Raw genomic sequence first — 23,684 nt, forward strand, 5'->3', positions numbered from 1 at the left:
AGTATCATCGGTCATGAGGTAGACCTGCGTAATTAGGCCAGCCTTGGCAGCGCGCCGGTGGCGCAAGGAATTACGGTTATCTGTAGTACACCGCCCCGTGGTACCCAGCCTCGCGTTCCGCGACCCGGCGGCGGACGACCTAGACGAAAGGCCGGTACGCGCCCGTGACTACCACGACGATTGCCATCGGCACGACAGCCGCGGTGATCAGCCTGTTCTGCTGGTACCTGTTCCTCGGCGGCGTGGTGCGGATCTACCGCACCATCAAGCTCGGACACAAGGTCGACAGTTCCCGCTTCTGGCCCATCCTGCCGCGCATGATGACGATGCTCAAAGAGTTCATCGTCCACACGCGAATGGTGAAGTTCCGCACCGTCGGCTGGGCGCACTGGCTCGTGATGGTCGGCTTCCTCGGCGGCTTCCTGCTGTGGTTCGAGGCCTATGGCCAGTCCATCAACCCCGAGTTCCACTGGCCGGTCTTCGGTGACACGTTCGCGTGGCACCTGTGGGACGAGCTCCTCGGCATCGCGACCGTGGTCGGCATCATCGTCCTCATCGTCATCCGGCAGCTGAACCACCCACGCGTCCCGGAACGGCTGTCCCGCTTCGGCGGTTCGCGCTTCGGTCCGGCGTACTTCGTCGAGGGCGTCGTGCTGCTCGAGGGTCTGGGCATGATCCTGGTGAAGGCGTCGAAGATCGCGACCTACGGTCACGCGAACGTCTACTCCGACTTCTTCACCATGCAGGTGGCGAAGATCCTGCCGGCCTCCCCGACGCTGGTGTCGATCTTCGCCGTCATCAAGCTGATGAGCGGAATGGTGTGGCTGGCCATGGTCGGCATGAACATCAGCTGGGGCGTTGCCTGGCACCGCTTCTCGGCCTTCTTCAACATCTACTTCAAGCGTGAGCAGGACGGCGGCGTCGCCCTCGGTGCCGCCAAGCCGATGATGAGCCAGGGCAAGGTCCTCGACATGGAGACCGCCGACCCCGACGTCGACGCGTTCGGCGCGGGCAAGATCGAGGACTTCTCCTGGAAGGGCTGGCTCGACTTCACCACGTGTACCGAGTGCGGTCGCTGCCAGTCGCAGTGTCCGGCGTGGAACACCGGCAAGCCGCTGAGCCCGAAACTGCTCATCATGTCGCTGCGCGACCACGGCAATGCCAAGGCGCCCTACCTGCTGGCCGGCGGCCGCAAGGACATGGGCGGCGACGAGGTCGGCCTGGTCGACGCCGACGGCAACGTCGACGAGGACAAGCTCAACGCCATCCCCGAGGCGGCGCGCGCCGAGGCCGCCCGCAAGCTGGTCGGCGAGTCGAAGGGCGATCTCGGTGGCGGTCAGGTCGTCGAGGCCGTGGAAGGCGAGTTCGATCCGGAGGCCCTGGGCGCCGTCATCGACACCGAGACCCTGTGGAGCTGCACCACCTGTGGTGCCTGTGTCGAGCAGTGCCCCGTCGACATCGAGCACGTCGACCACATCCTCGACATGCGCCGCTACCAGGTCCTGATCGAGTCGGACTTCCCGACCGAGCTGGCCGGCATGTTCAAGAACCTCGAGAACAAGGGCAACCCGTGGGGCCAGAACGCCTCCGCGCGTACCGCCTGGATCGACGAGATGGACATCGAGATCCCGGTCTTCGGCAAGGACGTCGAGTCGTTCGAGGGCTTCGAGTACCTGTTCTGGGTCGGCTGTGCCGGCGCCTACGAGGACCGCGCGAAGAAGACCACCAAGGCCGTCGCCGAATTGCTCGACATGGCCGCCGTCAACTTCATGGTCCTCGGCGAGGGCGAGACCTGTACCGGTGACTCCGCGCGACGCGCCGGCAACGAATTCCTCTTCCAGATGCTCGCGCAGCAGAACATCGAGATGCTCGGCGAGGTCTTCGCAACCGCGCCGGACCAGCGCAAGAAGGTCGTCGTCACCTGTGCGCACTGCTTCAACGCCCTGGGCAACGAGTACCCGCAGCTGGGCGCGAAGTACGAGGTCGTCCACCACACGCAGCTCCTCAACCGCCTCGTGCGCGACAAGCGGCTCGTCCCCGTGGCACCGCTCGGCGAGGGCGTCACCTACCACGACCCGTGCTACCTGGGCCGTCACAACAAGGTCTACGACGCACCGCGTGAGCTGATGGGCGCCGCGGGCTCGACCCTCACCGAGATGCCGCGTCACGGCGAACGGTCCATGTGCTGTGGTGCCGGTGGTGCCCGCATGTGGATGGAAGAGCAGATCGGCAAGCGGATCAACCTCGACCGGGTCGACGAGGCACTCGACACCCTGGGCGACACGACCGGCGATCAGGTCAAGAAGGTCGCGACCGGCTGCCCGTTCTGCCGCGTGATGCTGACCGACGGTGTGACCGCACGGACCAGCGGCACCGAGTCCGAGGGCAAGGTCGAGGTCGTCGACGTCGCGCAGCTGCTGCTCGAATCGGTCAAGCGCGACCGGACCGAGGTCAAGCTCGGCGGCCGGTTCCTCGGACCGCGTCCGACCGTCGCGGAGCCGGAGCCCGAACCCGAGCCCGAGAAGGTTCCCGCCGCGGCGACCGCATCTGCCTCGGCGACCACCGAGGCGGCGCCGAAGCCGAAGGTCGGCCTGGGCATGAAGGGCGGCAAGAAGCCGGGTGCGACGGCCAAGACCGCAGCGCCGGAAGCCCCCGCCGAGAAGGCGCCTGCCGAGAAGAAGCCGGCCTCCAAGGGCTTCGGGATGAAGGGCGGCAAGAAGCCCGGCGCCGCGGCATCGTCCGCCGCTCCGGCCACGGATTCCGCACCCGCGGAGGCTCCTGCCGAGGCACCCGCCGAGAAGAAGCCCGCCGCCAAGGGCTTCGGCATGAAGGGCGGCGCCAAGCGTCCCGGCGCGGCCGGCAAGCCCGCCGGGGGGACCGCGCAGCCGGTGCCTGCCGAGACCGAGTCGTCGGAAGCGGTCAAGGAGGAGGTCGCCGAGGCCGCCACCGAGACCGCGGCCGAGAAGAAGCCCGCATCGAAGGGCTTCGGTATGGGCAAGGCGAAGCGGCCGGGTCAGAAGACCACCAACGCGGCAGCTCCGGCGGCCGGGGTGACCGCTCCCGCCGAGAGCAAGGTCGACGAGAGCGAATCGGCACCGGACGCCGCACCGACCGTCGACACCGAATCGGCGACCGCCGGGACTGCGACCACCGAGACTGCGACCGCCGAGACATCTGTCGCTGCCGCAACGGAAGAGAAGCCGGGCAAGGCCAAGGGCTTCGGGATGTCCGCGGGCAAGAAGCGGCCCGGTGGTATCGGGAAGTCCGCAGCCAAGCCGGCTGCGACCGCTGCAGCTGCCGAGGCGGCTCCCACGCCGACCGAGGCGGAGCCGGCACCGGCCACCGAGGCCGTCGACGCCCCGGCCGAAAAGACGGCGGAGGCACCGGAACCCGAGGCACCGCAAGGTGGTTCGGCTGCCGCGCTGACCGAGGAGAAGCCGGCCAAGGCCAAGGGCTTCGGGATGGCAGCGGGCAAGAAGCGTCCGGGCGGCGCGAGCAAGGCCGCCCCGGCGGCAGCCGCGCCGGCACCGGAAGCGGCTCCCGAGCCGGCACCGGAAGCGGCTCCCGAGCCGGAACAGGCACCGGAACCCGACGCCGCGCAGACCGACGAGACCCCGGTCGAGGAGACACCCGCGACCGAGGCACCCGATGCGTCGAGCAACGGCTCGTCCGCGGCTCGTACGGTCGCCGAGGCCGGAGCGTCGAAGGCTAAGGGCTTCGGCATCGCGGCCGGCAAGAAGCGACCCGGCCACAAGTAGTCGCTCACCAGGGCCCGACAGATGTCGCCTGTCGTTGCGTTCACCGCAACGACAGGCGACATCTGTTTGTCGAGGGGGCCTTGCCCCCACTGGCAGAAACGCATTTGCCACCGGCTGCGACAATGTACCCGTGAGTAGGCCCCATGTTTCGCACCTCAACCAGAACCTCAAGCCGCTCGAGCAGTCGCTCAAGTTGCAGAACGTGTGCTACGAGATCCGCGGTCCCGTCCACGCGCACGCGCAGCGCCTCGAGGCAGAAGGCCACCGGATCCTCAAGCTGAACATCGGCAACCCGGCGTTGTTCGGTTTCGAGGCCCCCGACGTGATCATGCGCGACATGATCCACGCCCTCCCCTACGCACAGGGCTACTCCGAGTCCGCCGGTGTCCTCTCGGCGCGTCGTGCCGTCGTGACCCGCTACGAGCTCATCCCCGACTTCCCGTACTTCGACGTCGACGACGTCATCCTGGGCAACGGTGTCTCCGAGCTCATCACCATGACGATGCAGGCGCTGCTGAACGACGGCGACGAGGTCCTGATCCCCGCGCCCGACTACCCGCTCTGGACCGCGATGACCTCGCTGTCCGGCGGGCAGCCCGTGCATTACCGCTGCGACGAGGAGAACGGGTGGAACCCCGACGTCGCCGACATCGCCGCAAAGATCACCGACCGCACCAAGGCGATCGTCATCATCAACCCGAACAACCCGACCGGCGCGGTCTACTCACGTGAGGTCCTCAAGCAGCTCGTCGAACTCGCACGGCAGCATTCGCTGCTGATTCTGGCCGACGAGATCTACGACAAGATCATCTACGACGACGCCGAGCACGTGAACGTGGCGTCGCTGGCGCCGGATCTGTTGTGCCTCACGTTCAACGGTTTGTCGAAGGCGTACCGCGTCTGCGGTTACCGCGCCGGATGGGTCGTGATGACCGGACCGAAGGACCACGCCCGCGGCTTCATCGAGGGCATGGGCATCCTGGCATCGACGCGTCTGTGCGCCAACGTGCCGGGCCAGCACGCGATCCAGGTGGCGCTCGGCGGATACCAGTCCATCGAGGCCCTGGTCTCCCCCGGCGGCCGGCTGTACGAACAACGCAACGTCACATGGGAGAAGCTCAACGAGATCCCCGGGGTCAGCTGCGTGAAACCCAAGGGCGCGTTGTACGCGTTCCCCCGCCTCGACCCCGAGGTCTACGAGATCCACAACGACGAGCTGTTCGTCCAGGACCTGCTGCTGCAGGAGAAGATCCTCGTGGTCCAGGGCACCGGCTTCAACCTCGACGACCACAACCACTTCCGCATCGTGACCCTGCCGTGGTCGCGGGATCTGACCGAGGCCGTGGAACGTATCGGCAACTTCCTGTCGTCGTATCGGCAGTGATTCCGCGGAATCCTGCGAAGAGTCCCAGGTGAGGGCCCGGTCATCCGACCGGGCCCTCGCTGTTTCGCCAGGGTCTGGACATTTGTGTAACCGTTGGTAACGTGTACCTCCATCGGGTCCGTCGTCGAACGTTCCGCGTCTCGCCGCATGAACCCGTAGGCCATGCCGAGGATCGGCGTCGGGGCCATTCACAGCGAGGTGACACACATGTCCGAAAAGGCACGACAGCAACCGGACTGGCGGCGGGGAACCGTCACCGACGACGGCATCCGGCTGGCCACCTACGAACTGGGCGATTCGTCCAAACCCACCGTGCTGCTGGTGCACGGCTGGCCGGACAGTCACCACCTGTGGACCCACGTCGCGCCCCGACTCGCCGAAGACCACCATGTCGTCGCGTACGACTGTCGCGGCTTCGGAGACAGCGACCATCCCGACGGAGACGACGCCTATCGCCTCAGTGCGATGGCCGACGACCTGTTCGCGGTCCTCGAGGCCACGAGTCCGGACGAGCCGGCGCACGTCGTCGCGCACGACTGGGGTTCGGTGACCGCATGGGAGGCCGTCGCGCGTCCCGGCGCCGAGAACCGTATCGCGTCCTTCGTGTCCATCTCGGGCCCCAACCTCGACCAGCTGGGGACCTGGGCGCGGAACAACCTGTCTCGCCCGACGCCCCGGCGGCTCGCGCAGAGCCTCGCGCAGGGCGGCTCGTCGGCCTACACCGCATTCTTCCAACTGCCGGTCCTGCCGAAGCTCTTCTTCCGCGCGGCCGGGTCCGAACGTCTCTGGCGCGAATTCCTGTACCGGGTCGAGGGCACGCCGCGTGAGAACGCCACCTTCCAGCCGAATCTCCGCGAGGACATGATCTCGGGGCTCCGCCTGTACCGCGCCAACATCCGGCCCAAGCTGCGCAATCCCGACCCCCGGCCCACATCCGTGCCGGTGCTCGAAGTGATCAACGAGCGCGACATCGCTTTGCGCCCGGCCATTTTCGACGACACACACCTCTACGCCCATCGCCTCTGGCGGCACCGCACCCCGACCGGTCACTGGCTCCCGCTGACACGTCCCGACTATGTGGCCGACGTCGCCCGTGACTTCATCGCCGCCCAGACCGCCGGCATCGACCCCTCGTCCCCACTCGGTCGGTCTCGCGTCGTCGGTCCGCCGGATCGGCTGACGGGCAAGCTCGTGGTGATCACCGGCGCAGGCAGCGGAATCGGCCGGGAGACCGCGTACGCGCTGGCCGAACGCGGCTGCGAGTCGGTGCTCGCCGACCTCGACCTCGATTCGGTCGAAGAAACCGCGCGCGAGACGAAACGATTCGGCGGGCAGGCCACGGCCTACCGACTCGACGTCGCCGACACCGCGGCCTTCGCCGCGTTCGCCGAGAAGGTCCGGCGCACCCACGGAGTCCCCGACATCGTGGTCAACAATGCGGGAATCGGCTTGGCCGGCGGGGTGTTGGCCGCCTCCGACGAACAGGTCGACCGTCTCCTCGACGTCAACCTGCGCGGAGTCGTCACCGGCAGTCGTGAATTCGGCCGCCAGATGGTCGAGCGCGGGGTCGGCGGGCACATCGTCAACATCGCGTCGGCCGCGGCGTTCACCCCGTCGCGCAGCCTCGGGCTGTACTCGGCGTCGAAGGCGGGCGTTCTGCTGTTCTCGGAGTCGTTGCGCGCCGAACTCGCCGAGCACCGCATCGGTGTGAGCGCGATCTGCCCCGGACTCGTCGACACCAACATCGTCTCCTCGACACCGATCGCCGGACTCGACGCCGAAACCGAGCACTCACAACGAGATCGGCTGGATCGGTTCTACCGGCGCCGGGGATTCACCCCCGACCGGGTGGCGAGCGAGATCGTCGCGGCCATCGAGCACGACAAGGCGGTGGTGCCGGTGACCGTGGAAGCCAAGGTGGGATACCGGATCTACCGCTTCGCGCCCTGGCTCTCGCGTCTCGGGGCCCGCCAGAAAGTCGCGGGGTGAACGGATATGACGCACATCGACACTCCCGCGCATCGGGACGATGCATCGGCCGATCCGGGGCCCGTCGAGCTGCACGCCCGCAATGTGGCGTTCGACTGGGACGACGTCCCGCTCCACTGGATTCCGGGTCACCCGGTCGCGTCGAACTTCATCAGCGTGCTCAACCTCCTTCTGCCCGAGGGTGAGCGCTGGTTCGTGCAGACCTACAACGAGGCCCTGCCCCTGGTCGCCGACGACGAACTCGCCGCCCGGATGCGAGGGTTCATCGGTCAGGAGGCGATGCACGCCGAGGCGCACGATCATGTCCTGTGGGAGTTCCTCGATCACCACGGCATCGACCCACGGCCCTACCAGTTGCAGATGGAGTGGATCTTCCGCAAGGTCCTCGGCCCCTTGGAGGGTGGCACCCAGGAAGCCCGCGACAAGCACCTCGTCGAACGTCTCTGGCTCATCGCGGCTTTGGAGCACTACACCGCCATCCTCGGGGACTTCGCGCTGAACAACTCCTGGACCCGGCTCGGCGCGCATCCGACGATGGCCGACCTCTTCATGTGGCACGGCGCCGAAGAGGTGGAGCACCGCGCCGTGGCCCACGACGTCGCCGCGTACTTCGGCGACGGATATCTGCGGCGCGGTCGCGCGATGTTCGCGGTGCTGCCGATCCTGCTGTTCCTCGTGCAGCGCGGCTACCGCTTCATCATGAGACAGGACACGACGCTGTCGTACAACTACTTCCAGAAGACCTGGCACTACCACCGGGGTGTGCGGGCAGGTGCGTTGCCGAAGATGCGCACGATCATCTTCTCCACCTTCAGTTACTTCCGACCGGGTTTCCGGCCCGAGGACATCGGGAGCACCGCGCAGGCCGTCGCCTACCTCGCGAGTTCCCCGGCCGCCCGCAACGCGGCCTGATCATCCACCGACCACCACCCAGAAACGTCATGAACCAACGCGCACACCCACATTCGACGACGCTCACGGCGCCCCCGCCGCACCTGCACGGCCGGTGGCGGCACGACCCGGTCATCACGCTCGGCACGATGGTGTTCCGGGCGTGGTGGCCGATGTGGCGGCCCGTGTCACCCCTGCAGCCCGGCCCGCCCAACAACGGCATCACGCAGGTGCGGATCGTCGACCGGGAGGTCGTCGCGCAGGACGAGAACGTCATCGCCCTCACGGTCGTGGCGGCCGAGGGCGGGCGCCTGCCGGCGTGGCATGCCGGCGCCCACATCGATGTGCTGCTCCCCTCGGGCCGCATGCGTGAGTACTCGCTGTGCGGCGACACGGCCGACCGGGAGCACTACCGGATCGCCGTCCGCCGCATCCCCGACGGGGGCGGCGGATCCATCGAGATCCACGACACCCTCTCCGTCGGCGACGTCATCTCGATCAAGGGTCCGCGCAACGCGTTTCCGCTCGCCGTCCCCGGTCACGGCTCACCGGCACGCAGGCTCCGGTTCATCGCCGCCGGTATCGGGATCACCCCGATCCTGCCGATGCTGGCCACCGCCGAACGATTCGGTCTGGACTGGTCGATGATCTACACCGGCCGCAGCGCCGACTCCATCCCCTTCCTCGACGAGGTCGCCCGGTTCGGGGATCGGATCACCATCCGAACCGACGACGAAGACGGCCTGCCCACCATGGACGAGCTGGTGGGCCCCGTCGACGACAGTCGTGCCGACCTCGCCGTGTACTGCTGCGGGCCCGTTCCGATGCTCGAGGGACTGCGGCGACATCTCGCCGACCGCCCCGACATCGAACTGCACTACGAGCGCTTCAGCCCGCCACCGGTGGAGAACGGGACCGAGTTCACGGTGACCTTGGCCTCGACCGGCCAGAAGATCCCGGTCGCCGCAGACGAATCCGCGCTCGCCGCGATCCGCCGGGTGGTGCCGTCGGTGCCGTACTCGTGCCGGCAGGGGTTCTGCGGTACCTGCAAGGTCAGGACGTTGTCCGGCGAGATCGACCACCGCGACAACATCCTGACCGAGCCCGAGCGCGAGGCCGGAACCATGCTCACCTGCGTCTCACGCAGTCCCGGCGGGAACCTCACCCTCGATCTCTGAACTTGTCAGCTCCCTGAGGTGCGAGAAGCGCCGGCGACAACCCTCCGCTCCCTGAGGTGCGAGGAGCGCTAGCGACAACCCTTCGCTCCCTGAGGTGCGAGGAGCGCTAGCGACAACCCTCCGCTCCCTGAGGTGCGAGGAGCGCTAGCGACAACCCTCCGCTCCCTGAGGTGCGAGGAGCGCTAGCGACGAGCCACGAAGGGCCTCCCGCCGTCGACCTCGTCCGCCCCCACCGACGGAACCACCTGCGGCGCAGTCCCGCTGCCGCGCAACAGGAATGCCGCCGCGACACCGGCGGTCGCGGTCACGGCGACGGCAGCCCAGACCGCGTTGTGCAACCCGTCCATGAAGACCTCCTGAACCGCGACCCGCACCGCGTCTCCCAGCGCACCAGGCAACTGATCCGCCACCTCGACCCCGGCCATCACCGACTGTTTCGCGGCGTCGACCGCCTCGGTCGGTACCCCGTTGCCCGACAACCGTTCTCCGACACCGGCGACATAGGCGGACGTCAGGATCGAGCCGAGCACGGCCACTCCCAGCGTCCCGCCGAGCTCGCGCGTGGTGTCGTTGACCGCGCTACCCGCACCGGCCTGCTCCGGGCGCAGGGCGTCCATGATGAGCTGCGTGCACGGACCGGAGATGAACGCCAGACCCGCCGCCATCAGTGCCATCGACCAGACGATGAGTTCCCAGTAACCGGAAGCGCGCGAGGCGATCTCGACGAGCGCGAACCCGCCGGACATCAGGAATGCGCCGATCACCGACACGATTCTGGGCCCGAAACGGTGCGAGAGCGCCATCGCGACCGGGGAGAGCGCCGCCATCACGATCGCGAACGGAAGGGTCCGAATCCCGGCGGCCAGCGGGCCGTATCCCTTGACCGCCTGGAAGAACTGGGTGATCAGGAAGATGAAGCCGAACAGCGCGAAGAAGGCCACGCTGATCATCCCGGCCGCGGTGGCGAAGCGCCGGTTGGCGAAGAGCCGCACGTCGAGGATGGGATGTGCGATCCGCAGCTGCGTCGCGACAAAGATCGCCAGGATCATCAGTGCGGCAACGACGCCGAGAATGGTCCGCGCCTCGGTCCAGCCGACATGGGGCGCCTCGATGAGAGTGAAGGTGAGCAAGCCCAGACCGGCGACCGAGAGGACGACCCCGATGGCGTCGAACCGCGGCACCGCCAGCGGGCGGGTACCGGGGACGACGGCCAGGATCAACACCAGGGCCAGGACACCGAACGGGATGTTCACCCAGAAGACCGATGTCCACGAGAAGTGTTCGAGCAGCCAGCCACCGAGAACCGGGCCGATGGCCACCGCCACCCCGGACACCGCCGCCCAGATCCCCACCGCCATCGCCCGTTCCCGGGCGTCGACGAAGATGGTCGTGATGATCGCCAGCGTGGCCGGGAAGACCAGCGCGGCTAAGACTCCGAGACCGGCGCGGCTGGCGATGAGCTGACCGATGTCCTGCGACGACGCCGCCAGGACCGACACGATCATGAACCCCGCGATGCCGGTGAGGAGCATCCGGCGATGCCCGAAGCGGTCACCGAGGTAGCCGCCGGTCAGCAGCAGGCCCGCGAAGACGAGGGTGTAGGCGTCGACGATCCACTGCAGGCCCGAGATCCCCGCGCCGAGGTCGCGAGCGAGCGTCGGGAGGGCCACGTTGACGATCGTGTTGTCGATCATGACGAGTAGTTCGGCGAAGCTGAGGGCGCCGAGCGCCCACCAACGGGTGTGTGTGCGTTCTGTTGGCATCGGATTCTCCTGATCAGTGGGGCCGCTCGAGGCGCATGTGCTGACAGCCGGACAGAGAGTCGGTAGAACATCGTTCCAATGTTGTAGAACAGTGTTCTATTCAAGAAGAACACTGTTCTAGTAGGTTGTCAATATGTCCCCCGCGAAGCCCCGCACCCGCACCTCGGCCGCCGAGGTGCGTTCCGCCCTGCTCCGAGCCGGCCGCACGATCCTCGAGCGCGACGGCGAGACCGGCCTGACGGTCCGTGCCGTCGCGGCCGAGGCGCAGGTGGCCCCGATGGGGGTCTACAACCACTTCGACGGTCGCGACGGCCTACTGGATGCGCTGGTCACGGACGGTTATGCAGAGTTCGGACACGCGATCGCAGCGACCGACGACGATCCGGTGACACGTCTACGCAACGCCGGGCTGGCCTACCGGAGGTTCGCGCTCGCCAATCCGGTGATCTACCGTCTGATGTTCTCGGCGCAGTGCGCGCCCGAGATCGAGGTCGCCGCACACGCATTCGCAGTCCTCGTCGACATCATCCGGTATGGCCAGGTCGCCGGGGTGGTCATGTCCGCCGACCCGCGCGACCTGGCCATGCAGACGTGGTCCGCCGTCCACGGCGCGGTCAGCCTGGAGCTCGCCCGCGCCTATCAACCCGACGTCGATGCGTCGGCGAACTACGACAGCGTCCTCGACTTCGTCGCGCGCGCGCTCGCACCGCGGCCCGGTAGCTGACGGCGGGGCAATCGGCCCACAGGTGCCGACGGCGCCGGGTCAGGGCAGAACGATCGGCGGCAGACCGGGTATCGGGTTCGGGATCGTCACCCCGCGTTGCGGACGAGGGGTTCGCGGTCGTGGGCGCGGCCGCGGCGCCGACTCGACCGAGGCCGACGTCTCCGGCGGAGGCGGCGGCGTGTATCGACGCGCGGGTTGCCGGGCCTCGGCAAGGATTGCGGGGTCGGCGAATTCGGGTTCGGGTGAGGAGATCGTGCGCTGGGGAAGCGGCGCGGCGACGGCCGGTGACGGTTCGTCGTGCGTGACGGCCAAGGCGGTGGCCACCGCCACGACGGCCACCGCGCACAGCACCCCGATCACGGCGAGAACGCGTGTGCCTCGCCGACGTCGACCGCCGGTGAGTGGGGACCCGGCGAGTGCCGAATCGGCCGTCGGGTGCTGCTCGGGGCCCGCCCCGGCGTGGGGCACATTCCCATCGGGAGCCGGGCGATCGGCGGGAGGTGGGTCCGGAAGACGTTGTCCGGCACCGTGAGAAGAGGACGGATCGTGGGGCGTGGCGCCCGATGGGGCCAGCGCCCCGAACGCCGTCGCGATCGTCGGCGCCGGCGTCGGCGGTGACTGGTTGACGGCCTCGAAGATCGGGGTGGGTTCCGGTGCGGTCACCTCCTGGCGTTCCGTCGCGGGGTCGTCGGGAACAGATCGGTCGGGGACCACTCCGGCCTCTGGCTCGTCGGGCTCGGCAGCGTGCCCGCCGCTCATCGCGGGCCGGGTCGCGTTCCCCGAGGGCTCGACGTCGACGACGGGCACGGGAACTGCTCGCGCGACGGCGTCCCGGAGGCCCGGCCAGGCGCTGACGCGGTCGGTGATGACGACCGCGGGGGCAGCGGCACCGGACACGGCCGCGCGGGCGAGGTCCTCGGCGCGGGCGGTGAGCGGCGCGCCCGCTTCGGCGATGTCACGACGTGCCATCCGGAACAACCGGATGTGGTCGCGGCCCATCAGGAACGTGCCGTCCGACCCGCGGAGTCGTTCGCGGCCGCGCCTGACGAGGTCGAGGACCTCCTCGTGCCACTCGCGCGAGGTCGGCGCCGCCATCCGTCCCACGCGCACGAGATGGTCGGCGGTCACCTGATCGAGGGCGTCGAGGGTGAGGCCGGAATCGGTATAGGGATCGGCGATGGTCCCGCGGGCGGGGTCCATGCGCCCCACCGTGACACCCGCGCGCGGATCGAGATCGAACAGTACGACCTCGGCTGTCTCAGGGATTCCGCGGCCGGCGAGCTGGGCGCGCACGGCGTCGACCACGGCAGCACTGACCGTGACCTCTGCCTGCGCAGACGCCGGCGTCACGGCCGGATCGGCCACCGTGTCGGTCATGTGATTGATTCCTGCACCTCACGTGCACCTCGCCCCAGGCCCCCCGGCGAGAACGTGCCCCTTGGACAGTCGCGAATCTCAACCTAGCACGACTCAGCGGACCGAGGCCCCCGGCGCGAGTCCGCTCACCTGCTCGGACGGGTTGTTTCGCGGTGCGGGGTGCGTGGGTGCCGGACCGCCCAGCGCACGGTAATCCCACCCCGCGTCACGCCACATCTGCGGGTCGAGGCAGCGACGGCCGTCGACGATGCGTCTGGCGCGGACGACGCCCTCGAGCTCCTCGGGCGTGATGTGGACGAACTCCGCCCATTCCGTGGCGATGACGACGACGTCGGCACGGTCGCACGCATCGTGCGCCGACGTGGCGTAGTCGAGGCTCGGGTGGACGCGTCGCGAGTTGTCCATCGCCTTGGGGTCGAAGACGGTGACCGACGCCCCTTCGAGTGCCAGCCTGCTGGCCACCGTCAGTGCGGGCGAGTCGCGGACGTCGTCGCTCTCCGGCTTGAACGCGGCGCCCAGCACGGCGATGTTGCGGCCGAGGACCTCACCACCGAGGGCCTCGAAGACGAGTTCCACTGCCGCACCGCGGCGACGCATGTTGATGGCGTCGACCTCGCGCAGGAATCCGACGGCCCGCGGTGCACCCATGTCCTCGGCGCGGGCGGTCAGCGCGCGGATGTCCTTGGGCAGGCATCCCCCACCGAAACCGAGCCCGGCGTTGAGGAACTTGCGTCCGATGCGCGGGTCGTGCCCGATGGCGTCGGCGAGGGTGTTGATGTCCGCCCCGGCGATCTCGCACAGTTCGCTGATCGCGTTGATGAACGAGATCTTGGTGGCGAGAAAGGCGTTCGCCGAGACTTTGACGAGTTCGGCGGTGGCCCAATCGGTCTCGATGAGCGGGACGCCCGTCTCGAGGATCTCGCGGTAGATCTCGCGGACGACCTCACCGGCCGACGACCCGGCGCCGGGGTCGTGGACTGTGGTGTTCACGCCGTCGGGGTCCAGCGAGCCCGTGCCGAGGACGAGGCGATCCGGTTCGAGGGTGTCCTCGACGGCGAACCCCTCGCGCAGGAACTCCGGACTCCACGACAGTTCGACGTCGGCTCCGGAGTGCGACAGCACGGAGATCCGCTGCGCGAGTTCGGCGCAGGTGCCGACCGGGACGGTCGATTTGCCGATGATCAAGTGTGCGCCCCGCAGGGTCGGGACGAGCGCGTCGATCGCGGCGTACACATGCGAGAGGTCGGCTCGGTGTCCACGGGCTTCCTGCGGTGTCCCGACGCCGAGGAAGTGGACGGAGGCGTGGTCGGCGGCGGCGAGGTGGTCGGTCGTGAACCGGAGTCGTCCGGCGTCGATGTTGCGGCGCAGGATGTCGGACAGACCGGGTTCGAAGAACGGGACCTCCCCGGCCTGGAGCCGTTCGATCTTGGACGCGTCGACGTCGATACCGACGACGTCGTGCCCGAGTTCGGCCATACAGGCCGCGTGGGTGGCACCGAGGTAGCCGCATCCGATCACCGTGAGCTTCATGACCGCAACGCTTACCCAGCCGGGACTGCCGGTAACCATCGACGCTGTGGCGGGTGGTGATCGGCAGGGTGAACTTCCGGCGGCGGGGTCAGTCCTTCTGGAAGTTCAGGTACGCCTTCGACGGGGTCGGTCCGCGTTGTCCCTGATACTTCGATCCGACCGCCGCGCTGCCGTACGGTTCCGCCGCCGGACTGCTGAGGCGGATGAGGCAGAGCTGCCCGATCTTCATTCCGGGCCAGAGGGTGATCGGCAGGTTGGCCACGTTGGAGAGTTCGAGGGTGATGTGGCCGGAGAAGCCCGGGTCGATGAAGCCCGCCGTCGAATGGGTGAGGAGGCCGAGGCGGCCGAGTGAGGACTTTCCTTCGAGGCGGCCGGCGAGGTCGTCGGGCAGTGAACACACCTCGAGGGTGGAACCCAGCACGAATTCCCCCGGGTGCAGCACGAAGGGCTCACCGGCGGCCGGTTCGACCAGCGTGGTGAGTTCGTCTTGGCGCTGTGCGGGGTCGATGTGGGTGTAGCGGGTGTTGTTGAACACCCGGAACAGGCGGTCGAGCCGGACGTCGACGCTGGAGGGCTGGACGAGGGCAGGATCGAACGGATCGATGGCGAGGCGCCCGTCGGCGATCTCGGCGCGGATGTCGCGGTCGGAGAGCAGCACGGTGTCGAGGCTATCGAATGGTCAGGGAGGATCTGCGCCGGTGTCGGTTGGCGCCGCTTCTCCGGCGCACCGACCCATCGCCGGCCAGATGTCGCACTTCGTAGCGCCCACGGTGGGTGTCAACCTGTGTTGAGTCACTAGTTTGTGTTTAGTGCGATCTGGTTGTGTTCGTGGTGCAGGTTGATGCCGACGCGGCTGCGCGGGCGGTGCACGCTGGGACGACGATGGCGGAACCGGTCGGGGTTGTGCGCGTAGTAGGTGTTGAGTGTTGAGGTGCGCACGCTGTGGTGCCTCCGCCAGTTGCCGTCGTGGACTGATTGTGGAGTGAACAAGGCCAGTCCACGGTGGTGGTGCTCGCGGTTGAACCAGTCGACGTAGGACTCGACCCAGTCCCGAGCGCTGTGGATGTCGTCGAAAGTGGTCGGATATGACGGCCGGTGTTTCATGGTGCGGAACTCGGATTCCTTGTACGGGTTGTCATTCGATACTCGTGGACGGCTGTACGACATGGTCACGTTCATCGCCGCACACAGCTGGGCCAGTCGCGCTGACCGCATGACCGACCCGTTGTCGGAATGGATGACGCGCGGAACCTGATCGGTGTCGAATGCTGCAGCAAACAAGCCCGCCGTGATGTCTTCGTCCTCGCGAGGTGCCACGCAGGACGCGATGATCTTGCGCGAGTACAGATCCTGGATCGAGTACGCCTTGTAGCGCTGCCCGACGTAGGTGCCGTTGAGGTCGGTGATATCCCACATCCACACCTGTCCGGGGGCGGTGGCCGCCACGACCGGCACCTGCCGTGGGGAACGTGTGCGCAGGCGTGGCGAGGCAGGGCGGGTGGACTGATCGATCCGGTTGGCAATGCGATACCAGGTGCGCGGCGACGCCAAGTACCGGCCCGAATCCCAGGTGCGGGCGAAGGTATCGAGCACTGACTGCCCCTGGGACCAGCCGGCCCGGATCAACTCGCTGATCGTCGCGACGTCGGCGGAGTTGAGTCGGCTGGGATAGGCCCGGTCTCGTTGGGCGATCGGATGTGACACCGCAGGTCGTGGCCGGCGACGGTAGTGAAACGATCCGCGCGATACCCCAGCGATCGTCAACGCCGACCGCTGGGAATACCCCGAGGCTGTGAGTTCGGCGATCAGGCCGAACCTTATTTCTCGCAGGTGGGATCGTCCGGTGTCGTCCCGGGCTCTTGCGAGTCCAACTCGCGCAAGAGCCCGATAGCTTTTCCCAACGCGGCATTACCGCCTTGCAGGGTCTCGATCTGCCGATGTAACCGTTCGAGTTCGTCGGCATGAGCACGCTGTTGAGCTTCTAATTGTTTCTCGGCTTCGATCGCCCGTCGGATCGCGTCCGGGCGGGTCACCGAGTCACGCGGCACCAGCCCGCGTGCCAGATCACCGGCCAGATAGGCCTGGCGCCATCGGTGTAGCTGATATTTACTGATCGACCTGGCTTTCAGCCACGGCCCCTTCTGCCCCTGTCGAAGAGTCATGTACTCCTCCACAAGAGCTTCGATCTCCTCGACCGTGTAGCCCGGTGACATGCTCACAGTGTGCTCCTCCCCATCAGGAGTGACTCACATCCAGAGTGGCAACCACCGCCAACGCCACGAAGTGCGACATCTGTGCGTCCCGGCGACCGTCCCGGCGGCCTGTTTGCTAGGCTGTCGATCGCGAGTCCAGCACTCGCACGCCGATGTAGTTCAATGGCAGAACATCAGCTTCCCAAGCTGAATACGCGGGTTCGATTCCCGTCATCGGCTCCACCATTTGCCGGATCTGTCCGCGTGTTATCCGCAGTCGACACCTCTCAAGCCACGAGTACGGTACGGTCACGCGGTTCAGAAGACCGCGACGGCGATCGAGATCCATACGGGACACAGATATGTATCTACACGTGGTGAGAAGGCCGATCCTGGTGCTTGGCATCGTATTGCTGATGTGCGGGCTGCTTCCTCCGCCCGCACACGCGGCGCCCGATCGGGTGGATGCCACGCCGGCCGGACTGACGCTCGATGGACGCCAGTGGTGGCCATCGGGGTTCGACGCGTACCAGCTCGCCACCGACTGGTCGGTGAACGCCGGGTGCGGGGCGATGGTGGATCTGGACGACTATTTCTCTGCCCTACCCCCGCATTCGCTCACCCGCTTCAATCTGTTCGCTCGACTGGCGGTGAACAAGTACACACAGCAGTTGGATTTCAGGCCGATGGACGCCGTCTTCGACGCCGCGGCACGGCACGGTCAGATGGTCCTGCCGGTACTGGCCGCCGCCGATGGTGCCTGCGAAAGCGGAGATTTCAAGGAACGAGACTGGTACCGATCGGGCTGGCGAACAGCCGCCGGAGCGGGCGGACTCACGTTCGAGGAATGGGTGCAGACGGCAGTGGGACGCTGGAAGGGCAGCCCGGCACTGGCGGGATGGGAATTGGTGGGTGAACCCGAGCCGTCCGTCTGTGGCGATCAGACGTGCGCCTGGCAGCAGCGGTCGTGCCCGGCCGACGCCGAGCTGGTATTGCGGTCGTTCTTCGACACCGCCGGCGCTGTGCTCACCCGACTACACGGCGGTGCGGTGATCTGGTCCGGCTTCACCGGCGGTGGTCAGTGCGGCACCGCCGGGCCCGACTACCAGTACGTCGCCGGCTCCCCGTACGTGGATGTCCTGGACTATCACGACTACGGTGCGGATGGTGTCGCGCTCCCCGGGGACCAGTGGAACGGACTGGCCGAACGTCTTCGGCAGGCGCGCGCAGTCGGAAAACCCCTCGCGGTGAACGAGATCGGCCAGTTTGCCGGCTCGTGCGGTTCACGGTCCGGGCGCGTCGACGACTTCCGGACCAAGGTCGCCGGTCAGCGGGCGGCCGGGACGGCAACCGCACTGTTCTGGGCGTTCGTCCCGGACCCGCGGCACAGCATGTGCACCTACGACATCGGCCCCGACGACCCGGTGCACGACCTGGTCGCCGAACTGACCAGCCGCGACTGAGGCTCGGTACTCGGGCCGCGGTGCAACACTCGGCCGACGGGCCGACCGGCCGTTAGACTCTGCCGATGTCCAGTCCTCTGGGAATCACCCCCGACGAAACCCTGCGCAAGGGACTGCAGAGTCGTCACATCAGCATGCTCGCGCTCGGCGGCGCCATAGGCACCGGCTTGTTCGTCGCCTCCGGCGCCACCATCTCCGACGCGGGCCCGGGTGGCGCCATCGTGGCGTATCTGCTGATGGGCTGCATGGTCTTCTTCCTCATGCAGAGCCTCGGCGAGATGTCGGCATACATCCCGTGCAGCAACCCGTTCGAGGAATACGGCAAACGCTTCGTGAGCAAGTCCTTCGGTTTCGCGGCGGGGTGGAACTACTGGCTCAACTGGTCGGTCACCCTGGCCGCCGAGTTGGTGGCCGCCGGGCTGATCATGAAGTACTGGGCACCCGACGTGCCGTCGTGGATCTGGTCGGTCGTGTTCTTGGCGGGTCTACTCGCGCTGAACCTGTTCGCGGTCAAGGCGTTCGGCGAGGCCGAGTTCTGGTTCGCGACGATCAAGGTGATCGCGGTGGTCGTCTTTCTCATCGTCGGCGTTCTGTTGATTCTCGGTGTCGTCGGCGACGGCCCGTCGCCGGGATTCAGCAACTGGACGATCGACGACGCTCCGTTCGTGGACTTCCCGCTCGGCATGCTGTCGGTCTTCCTCATCGCCGGCTTCGCATTTCAGGGCACCGAGATGATCGCGGTCGCCGCCGGCGAGGCGGTCGAACCGAAGACCGCGATTCCACGCGCCGTGCGCACCGTTTTCGTGCGCATCCTGTTGTTCTACATCGGCACCCTGACCATCATCGCGTTCCTGATCCCATACACCGATCCCAATCTGCTGAATGCATCCGAGGAGAACATCGCCATCGCCCCGTTCACCCTCGTGTTCTCCGAGGCGGGGATCGCGGTGGCGGCATCGATCATGAACGCCGTGATCCTGATCGCGATTCTGTCGGCGGGCAACGCAAGCCTGTTCGCGGCAACCCGCGCGTTGTACGGCCTGTCGGTTCAGGGCAACGCGCCGCGTGTGTTCGCCTGGGTCACGCGATCAGGTGTGCCACTCCTCGCCGTGGCCGCGACGACGGCCATCGGTGCCCTCTGCTTCCTGGCGAGTCGGGTGGGCGACGGTCGCGCCTACGTCTGGCTTGTCACCGCCTCATCGGTGGCCGGCTTCATCACCTGGATGGGTATCGCCTGGGCTCACTATCGGTTCCGCCGGGCGTGGCACGCGCAAGGTCTGGACCTCGGCATACTCCCGTACAAGGCGTGGCTCTACCCGGCCGGCCCGATCATCGCGTTGCTCATGTGTGTTGCAGTGATCGCCGGGCAGAATCTCCCGGCGATCCGCGACGGATCCGCAGGGAATCTCGAACTGTGGCTCACCGCCTACGGCGCACTGTTCGTGTTCCTCGCTCTGTGGTGGGGCCACAAGGTGATCACACGCAGTCCGACCGTGGACCTGCTCACCGCCGATCTGTCACCCGCATCGGCCGCGTCGGCGCATCGCGACCCGGATCCGGACCTCGTCGGCTGACCGAGTCGTCGGGCGATCGCCGAGTAGGGCACCGGGTCTCGAACTCTGTGTGCTGACGTCGCCGATCAGCCGACGAGCTCGGCGATGTGGTTCAACGAGTTACGCAGATGGTCGTCGGCAAACGGCGGGAACTGGATGTACTCGCGGATGTGGGTGGGTACGGCCGACCAGTCGTAGGTCAAGGTGAGCTCGGTGGACGACTCCCCCACGGGCACCAGATCGTACCGCCATGTCCAGCCGCCGAACTCGAGCTCCCCCGAATCGTTGCGCTGCCCTGGTTGCCACGCTATCGCCGACAGCGGTTCGATCACCTCGACCCGGTTCTCCATCAGGTAGTCACCGTCCGGATGGTTCGGGTGGTACATGTTCATCCGGAAGACCTGACCCACCTCCCGCAGTGGTGTCGTGTCGACTGCGTCCCGAACCCAGCCGGTGCCGTCGATGGCCTGGTGGGTGCGGGGGTCAGCGAGCGCCGCGAACACCTCGTCGGGCGTGGCGGAGATCGTGAGGCTGACGGCGACGTTGTCGTGAGTCATGCTGCAGACCCTTTCTGGTCGGGTTTCCCCGGAACGGGGGTGGACACAGAGGTGGACCCGAACCGGTGCCCGTGCTCATCGGTCACCTCGAGCCTCATCTCCCGGCAGGCGCGGCGTTCCGACTCTTCCGGCGCCCAGTTCGGCACGTGGGCGCATGTCATCCTCGTGAGATGGACCTGCGCCTGACTCGCGAACGTTTCGCCGCCGCCCGGTCGGTCAAGCTCGCCACCGTGTCACCCGGCAACAAACCGCACCTGGTCCCCGTCGTATTCGCAATCGATGACGACGTCATCTACACGTGCGTGGATCACAAGCCCAAACGAACCACCGCACTACGTCGTCTCGCCAACATCGCGGACAATCCCGCGGTGTCGCTCTTGGCTGACCTGTACTCCGACAGCTGGGATGAACTCTGGTGGGTGCGGGTCGACGGCCGGGCACACGTCGTCGACGCCGGTGAACCCGTCGGCATGCACGGCATCGACGTGCTGGCCGCGAAGTACCCGCAGTATCGACTCCGACGGCCCGATGGACCGGTGATCGTCGTGGAGTCTCTGACGTGGCACGGTTGGTCGGCCACCTCATAGGCACGCACATCGATGTCTGGGTCCAGCAGCAGCCGAGCACGGCGCGCCGGTCCCACGCACCCGACCGAGTCGCTCGTCACCCTCCGTCCCGCCCGGGAATGACGCGGCACACGCCCTCGTTGCGCGAATGGTCATCGACATCGTCCAACAAGAGGCAAGAGGTGCGGTTGTGAAGATCGGAATCATCGGTGCGGGATTCATCGGCGGGACGCTCACGCGTCGTCTGACGTCGCTCGGGCATGAGGTGCAGGTGGCGAACTCGCGCGACCCGGAGACCCTGGCCGAGCTGGCCTCCGAGACCGGGGCCACGGCGGTGTGGGCGGCCGACGCCGCTGCGGACGCGGACCTGGTGATCGTCAGCATCCCGCAGAAGAACACCCCCGATCTCGCGCCGGGCATCCTCGACTCCCGCAAGGCCGGCGCGCCGGTCATCGAGACGAACAACTACTACCCGCAGCAGCGCGACGGGAAGATCGAGGCGATCGAGAACGGCACGCCCGAGAGCGTCTGGGTGTCGGAACTGCTCGGCGTGCCGGTGTACAAGGTGTTCAACGGCATCTTCTGGAAGCACCTGCTGAACAAGGGCGTACCCGCGGGCACCGAGGGACGCATCGCGCTGCCGATCGCCGGCGACGACGCGGCCGGCAAGGAGATCGTGTCCCGGGTCGTCGACGAGCTCGGATTCGATCCGGTCGACGCCGGCCCGCTCGCCGAGTCGTGGCGTCAGCAGCCGGGTACCCCGGTGTACGGCAAAGACTTCGGCGTCGAGGACACCCTCAAGGCACTCGCCGAGGCATCACCGGAACGCACCGCGGAATGGCGCGCCTGACAGGGGCTCTCAGGGGGCGGCACGCCACTGCGTGAGGTCACCGACGCTTCGGACGTCCGGGCCCTCGACGCGCACTCTTGCCGGGGATCTTCCCGGCAGCCTCGCGTGCCGCCCTCTTCGCCGCTGCCTTCTCCCGGGCCGATCGCTTGGGCACCTCGTCGGTGCGTCCACGTGACGACGTCGCCTTGCGGCCGCGCACGATCCCGACGAACTCGTCCGCCGATTCCGTTGTCGGAGCGGGCCACAGGAGTCCGACGGCCGAAGTCGGGGCATCGGTCACCGGGCGGTAGACGAGATCCTTGCGATGATGCAGACGCGCCAGCGACTGCGGCACGAGCAACACGCCGACGCCGGCCGCGACGAGTTCGATTGCGTCACCGGTGGTCTCGGGCCGGTGCTCCACCGCCGCGCCAGGGGGTTCCGGCACCGTCAACGGCTCGTCCAGCGGCCACAGGAACTGTTCGTCGGCGAGATCGGCCAGCGTCATCTCCTCACCCGCGGTCAGGACGTGGTCCTTCGGCACGACGACGACGGTGCTCTCCTCGTACAGTTCGATGGTGTGATGCTGCCGCGCATCGCCGTACCGGAGCGCCTCGGGCAGCCGCGTGAGCGCCATGTGCACGCGCCCCTCCCCGACCGCGTCGGCACAGTCCGCGACGTCGAGTGCGATGAGTTCCAGCGGGACATCGGGCCGTCGCTCCGCCCAGATCCGGACCCACTTGCTCGGCGTGACCCCCGGGACGTACGCCAGCCGGAAGACCGGGGCCTCGCCGGCTGTGTGAACGTCGGGTGTGGTCACGCACAAAGGCTACCGCCCGATACCCTCGACGAATGAGCTCGCAGTCGATGAAGCCGGCCACCGCCGCCAAGAAGCTGGACGTGTACCTGCCGGCCACTCCTGCGGAGTTCCAGCAGGGCCCGATCACCAGGGCCGAACTCGCCGCCCTCCAGGCCGACCCGCCGGAGTGGCTTCGCACGCTGCGTGCCGAGGGCCCCCATCCGAAGAACCTGGTCGCCGCCAGACTCGGGATCTCCAATTCGGGCCTGGTCCGTGGCGGCATCACCGAGGCACTCACGACGGCCCAGATCGACGAGCTCCTCAGCGAGATGCCGGACTGGCTTGCCGCCGAACGCGCCACCCAGATCGAGGTCCGTCGCGAGGAACGGCGCGTCAAGTCACTCCACGCCGACAAGCGACGCGCCCGCGACGAGGGTGACACGGACCCGGAGGCCTAGCTCGACGCGGGCAGATGCGCAGCAGCGCAACCATTCCCGCCGACAACCGACCATGCGTCACTGCGACATCTCTCCGGACTCGACCGCCAACCCCGTCAGGTAGTCGCCGAGTACGCGCCTGACCCGAGCCGGCGAATCGGTGTCGGCGAGGAGCAGGTGCATCGCCAGGCCGTCGACGAGGGCATGCAACGCGATCGCCTGAGAGTCGAGATCGCGGCCCGAGCCGATCAGCCCGTGCTCGTCGAGGACACTCAGCACCGTCCGGCACAGCGAGCGCAGGCCGTCGTGGGCTTCGCGCGCAGCCGTCGCGAGTCCGGGATGCGCCACCGACTCGGAGATCATGGCCATGTTGACGTGCATCTCGACGCGCCGCTCGTCGTCGAGCGGTAGGGCCTCCGACAAGACGGCCACGGCCCAACGCAGCGGATTGCGAATCCGCTCGTGCCGGCGCAGACGAAGCTCGACCCGCTCGTAGATCAGTCGCATCGAGAATTCGAGCAGCTCTTCCTTGTCTGCGAAGACGTGGCGTAGCGAACCCACCGAGATGTCGGCCTCCGCCGCCACCTCGCGGACCGAGATCCCAGACGCCCCTTCGCGCAACACGATCCGCCACAGGGCCTCGGCTATCTCAGCGCGTCGCTCGTCTCGGTCGATCAACTTGGGCATTGACTCA

General features: G+C 67.5%; 20 protein-coding genes and 1 tRNA gene. 12 read left to right on the forward strand and 9 right to left on the reverse strand.

All coding sequences use genetic code 11. The features are described 5' to 3' along the window. Positions 1-164 precede the first annotated feature (164 nt). The 5 genes from KTR9_RS22300 to KTR9_RS22320 all read left to right on the forward strand — a co-directional run bounded on the left by KTR9_RS22300 (position 165) and on the right by KTR9_RS22320 (position 9,200). Positions 165-3,758, forward strand: a complete 3,594-nt coding sequence (locus tag KTR9_RS22300; RefSeq protein WP_014928246.1) for a (Fe-S)-binding protein — start codon at positions 165-167, stop codon at positions 3,756-3,758. A gap of 130 nt (positions 3,759-3,888) precedes the next feature. After that, on the forward strand, positions 3,889-5,142 hold the full coding sequence (locus tag KTR9_RS22305; RefSeq protein WP_014928247.1) for a pyridoxal phosphate-dependent aminotransferase: 1,254 nt from the start codon (positions 3,889-3,891) through the stop codon (positions 5,140-5,142). A gap of 207 nt (positions 5,143-5,349) precedes the next feature. Continuing rightward, positions 5,350-7,131 (forward strand): SDR family oxidoreductase, encoded by a 1,782-nt coding sequence (locus KTR9_RS22310; protein ID WP_014928248.1) that lies wholly within the window; start codon positions 5,350-5,352, stop codon positions 7,129-7,131. A gap of 6 nt (positions 7,132-7,137) precedes the next feature. Then, positions 7,138-8,043, forward strand: a complete 906-nt coding sequence (locus KTR9_RS22315) for a metal-dependent hydrolase (protein ID WP_014928249.1) — start codon at positions 7,138-7,140, stop codon at positions 8,041-8,043. Positions 8,044-8,072: 29 nt separating this feature from the next. Next, positions 8,073-9,200 (forward strand): PDR/VanB family oxidoreductase, encoded by a 1,128-nt coding sequence (locus KTR9_RS22320; RefSeq protein ID WP_014928250.1) that lies wholly within the window; start codon positions 8,073-8,075, stop codon positions 9,198-9,200. Between the two features lie 182 nt (positions 9,201-9,382). Here the strand turns inward: KTR9_RS22320 and KTR9_RS22325 are convergent, their stop codons facing one another. After that, positions 9,383-10,963 (reverse strand): DHA2 family efflux MFS transporter permease subunit, encoded by a 1,581-nt coding sequence (locus tag KTR9_RS22325; protein WP_014928251.1) that lies wholly within the window; start codon positions 10,961-10,963, stop codon positions 9,383-9,385. Between the two features lie 133 nt (positions 10,964-11,096). Here KTR9_RS22325 and KTR9_RS22330 point away from each other — a divergent pair, with 133 nt between their 5' ends. Further along, complete coding sequence (locus KTR9_RS22330) at positions 11,097-11,687, forward strand: TetR/AcrR family transcriptional regulator (protein ID WP_014928252.1); 591 nt, start codon at positions 11,097-11,099, stop codon at positions 11,685-11,687. Positions 11,688-11,726: 39 nt separating this feature from the next. Here KTR9_RS22330 and KTR9_RS22335 read toward each other — a convergent pair whose 3' ends face one another. The 5 genes from KTR9_RS22335 to KTR9_RS22355 form a co-directional block, all read right to left on the reverse strand. Further along, entirely contained in the window at positions 11,727-13,064 is a 1,338-nt protein-coding gene (locus tag KTR9_RS22335) for a hypothetical protein (RefSeq protein ID WP_014928253.1), read from the reverse strand. 93 nt (positions 13,065-13,157) lie between these two features. Further along, a complete protein-coding gene (locus KTR9_RS22340; RefSeq protein WP_014928254.1) occupies positions 13,158-14,594 on the reverse strand; it encodes a UDP-glucose dehydrogenase family protein in 1,437 nt (478 codons plus the stop codon). Between the two features lie 88 nt (positions 14,595-14,682). Then, positions 14,683-15,252: a dCTP deaminase gene (gene dcd, locus KTR9_RS22345; protein ID WP_014928255.1), complete on the reverse strand. Its 570-nt coding sequence runs from the start codon at positions 15,250-15,252 to the stop codon at positions 14,683-14,685. 137 nt (positions 15,253-15,389) lie between these two features. Beyond that, a complete protein-coding gene (locus KTR9_RS22350) occupies positions 15,390-16,298 on the reverse strand; it encodes a DDE-type integrase/transposase/recombinase (RefSeq protein ID WP_148281207.1) in 909 nt (302 codons plus the stop codon). Between the two features lie 113 nt (positions 16,299-16,411). Further along, positions 16,412-16,807 (reverse strand): hypothetical protein, encoded by a 396-nt coding sequence (locus KTR9_RS22355; RefSeq protein WP_044508033.1) that lies wholly within the window; start codon positions 16,805-16,807, stop codon positions 16,412-16,414. Positions 16,808-16,955: 148 nt separating this feature from the next. Between KTR9_RS22355 and KTR9_RS22360 the strand changes: the two genes are divergently transcribed. The 3 genes from KTR9_RS22360 (at position 16,956) to KTR9_RS22370 (ending at position 19,823) form a co-directional block, all read left to right on the forward strand. Then, positions 16,956-17,029: transfer RNA gene (locus KTR9_RS22360), tRNA-Gly, on the forward strand. Positions 17,030-17,148: 119 nt separating this feature from the next. Continuing rightward, the gene (locus tag KTR9_RS22365) at positions 17,149-18,249 is read left to right on the forward strand and encodes a hypothetical protein (protein ID WP_014928256.1); all 1,101 of its coding nucleotides are present in this window, start codon (positions 17,149-17,151) and stop codon (positions 18,247-18,249) included. 65 nt (positions 18,250-18,314) lie between these two features. Continuing rightward, complete coding sequence (locus tag KTR9_RS22370; protein WP_044507293.1) at positions 18,315-19,823, forward strand: amino acid permease; 1,509 nt, start codon at positions 18,315-18,317, stop codon at positions 19,821-19,823. Positions 19,824-19,888: 65 nt separating this feature from the next. Here KTR9_RS22370 and KTR9_RS22375 read toward each other — a convergent pair whose 3' ends face one another. Beyond that, positions 19,889-20,359 carry an SRPBCC domain-containing protein gene (locus tag KTR9_RS22375; protein ID WP_014928258.1) on the reverse strand — a complete coding sequence of 157 codons (471 nt, stop codon included), beginning with the start codon at positions 20,357-20,359 and terminating at the stop codon, positions 19,889-19,891. 170 nt (positions 20,360-20,529) lie between these two features. Between KTR9_RS22375 and KTR9_RS22380 the strand changes: the two genes are divergently transcribed. After that, positions 20,530-20,946, forward strand: coding sequence for a TIGR03668 family PPOX class F420-dependent oxidoreductase (locus tag KTR9_RS22380; protein WP_044507295.1), 417 nt, complete (start codon positions 20,530-20,532; stop codon positions 20,944-20,946). A gap of 127 nt (positions 20,947-21,073) precedes the next feature. Then, positions 21,074-21,775, forward strand: coding sequence for an NADPH-dependent F420 reductase (locus KTR9_RS22385; RefSeq protein ID WP_083889002.1), 702 nt, complete (start codon positions 21,074-21,076; stop codon positions 21,773-21,775). A 37-nt stretch (positions 21,776-21,812) separates the two neighbouring features. Here KTR9_RS22385 and KTR9_RS22390 read toward each other — a convergent pair whose 3' ends face one another. Further along, the gene (locus KTR9_RS22390) at positions 21,813-22,580 is read right to left on the reverse strand and encodes a LysR family substrate-binding domain-containing protein (protein ID WP_443134909.1); all 768 of its coding nucleotides are present in this window, start codon (positions 22,578-22,580) and stop codon (positions 21,813-21,815) included. 41 nt (positions 22,581-22,621) lie between these two features. On the opposite strand from KTR9_RS22390, the gene KTR9_RS22395 reads away from it, so the two are divergent. Continuing rightward, positions 22,622-23,011, forward strand: a complete 390-nt coding sequence (locus KTR9_RS22395) for a DUF5997 family protein (protein WP_010843732.1) — start codon at positions 22,622-22,624, stop codon at positions 23,009-23,011. Between the two features lie 57 nt (positions 23,012-23,068). Here KTR9_RS22395 and KTR9_RS22400 read toward each other — a convergent pair whose 3' ends face one another. Then, positions 23,069-23,677, reverse strand: a complete 609-nt coding sequence (locus tag KTR9_RS22400) for a TetR/AcrR family transcriptional regulator (protein WP_014928262.1) — start codon at positions 23,675-23,677, stop codon at positions 23,069-23,071. Positions 23,678-23,684 lie beyond the last annotated feature (7 nt).

This window comes from Gordonia sp. KTR9, from assembly GCF_000143885.2.
In the GTDB taxonomy this organism is placed as follows: Bacteria; Actinomycetota; Actinomycetes; order Mycobacteriales; family Mycobacteriaceae; genus Gordonia.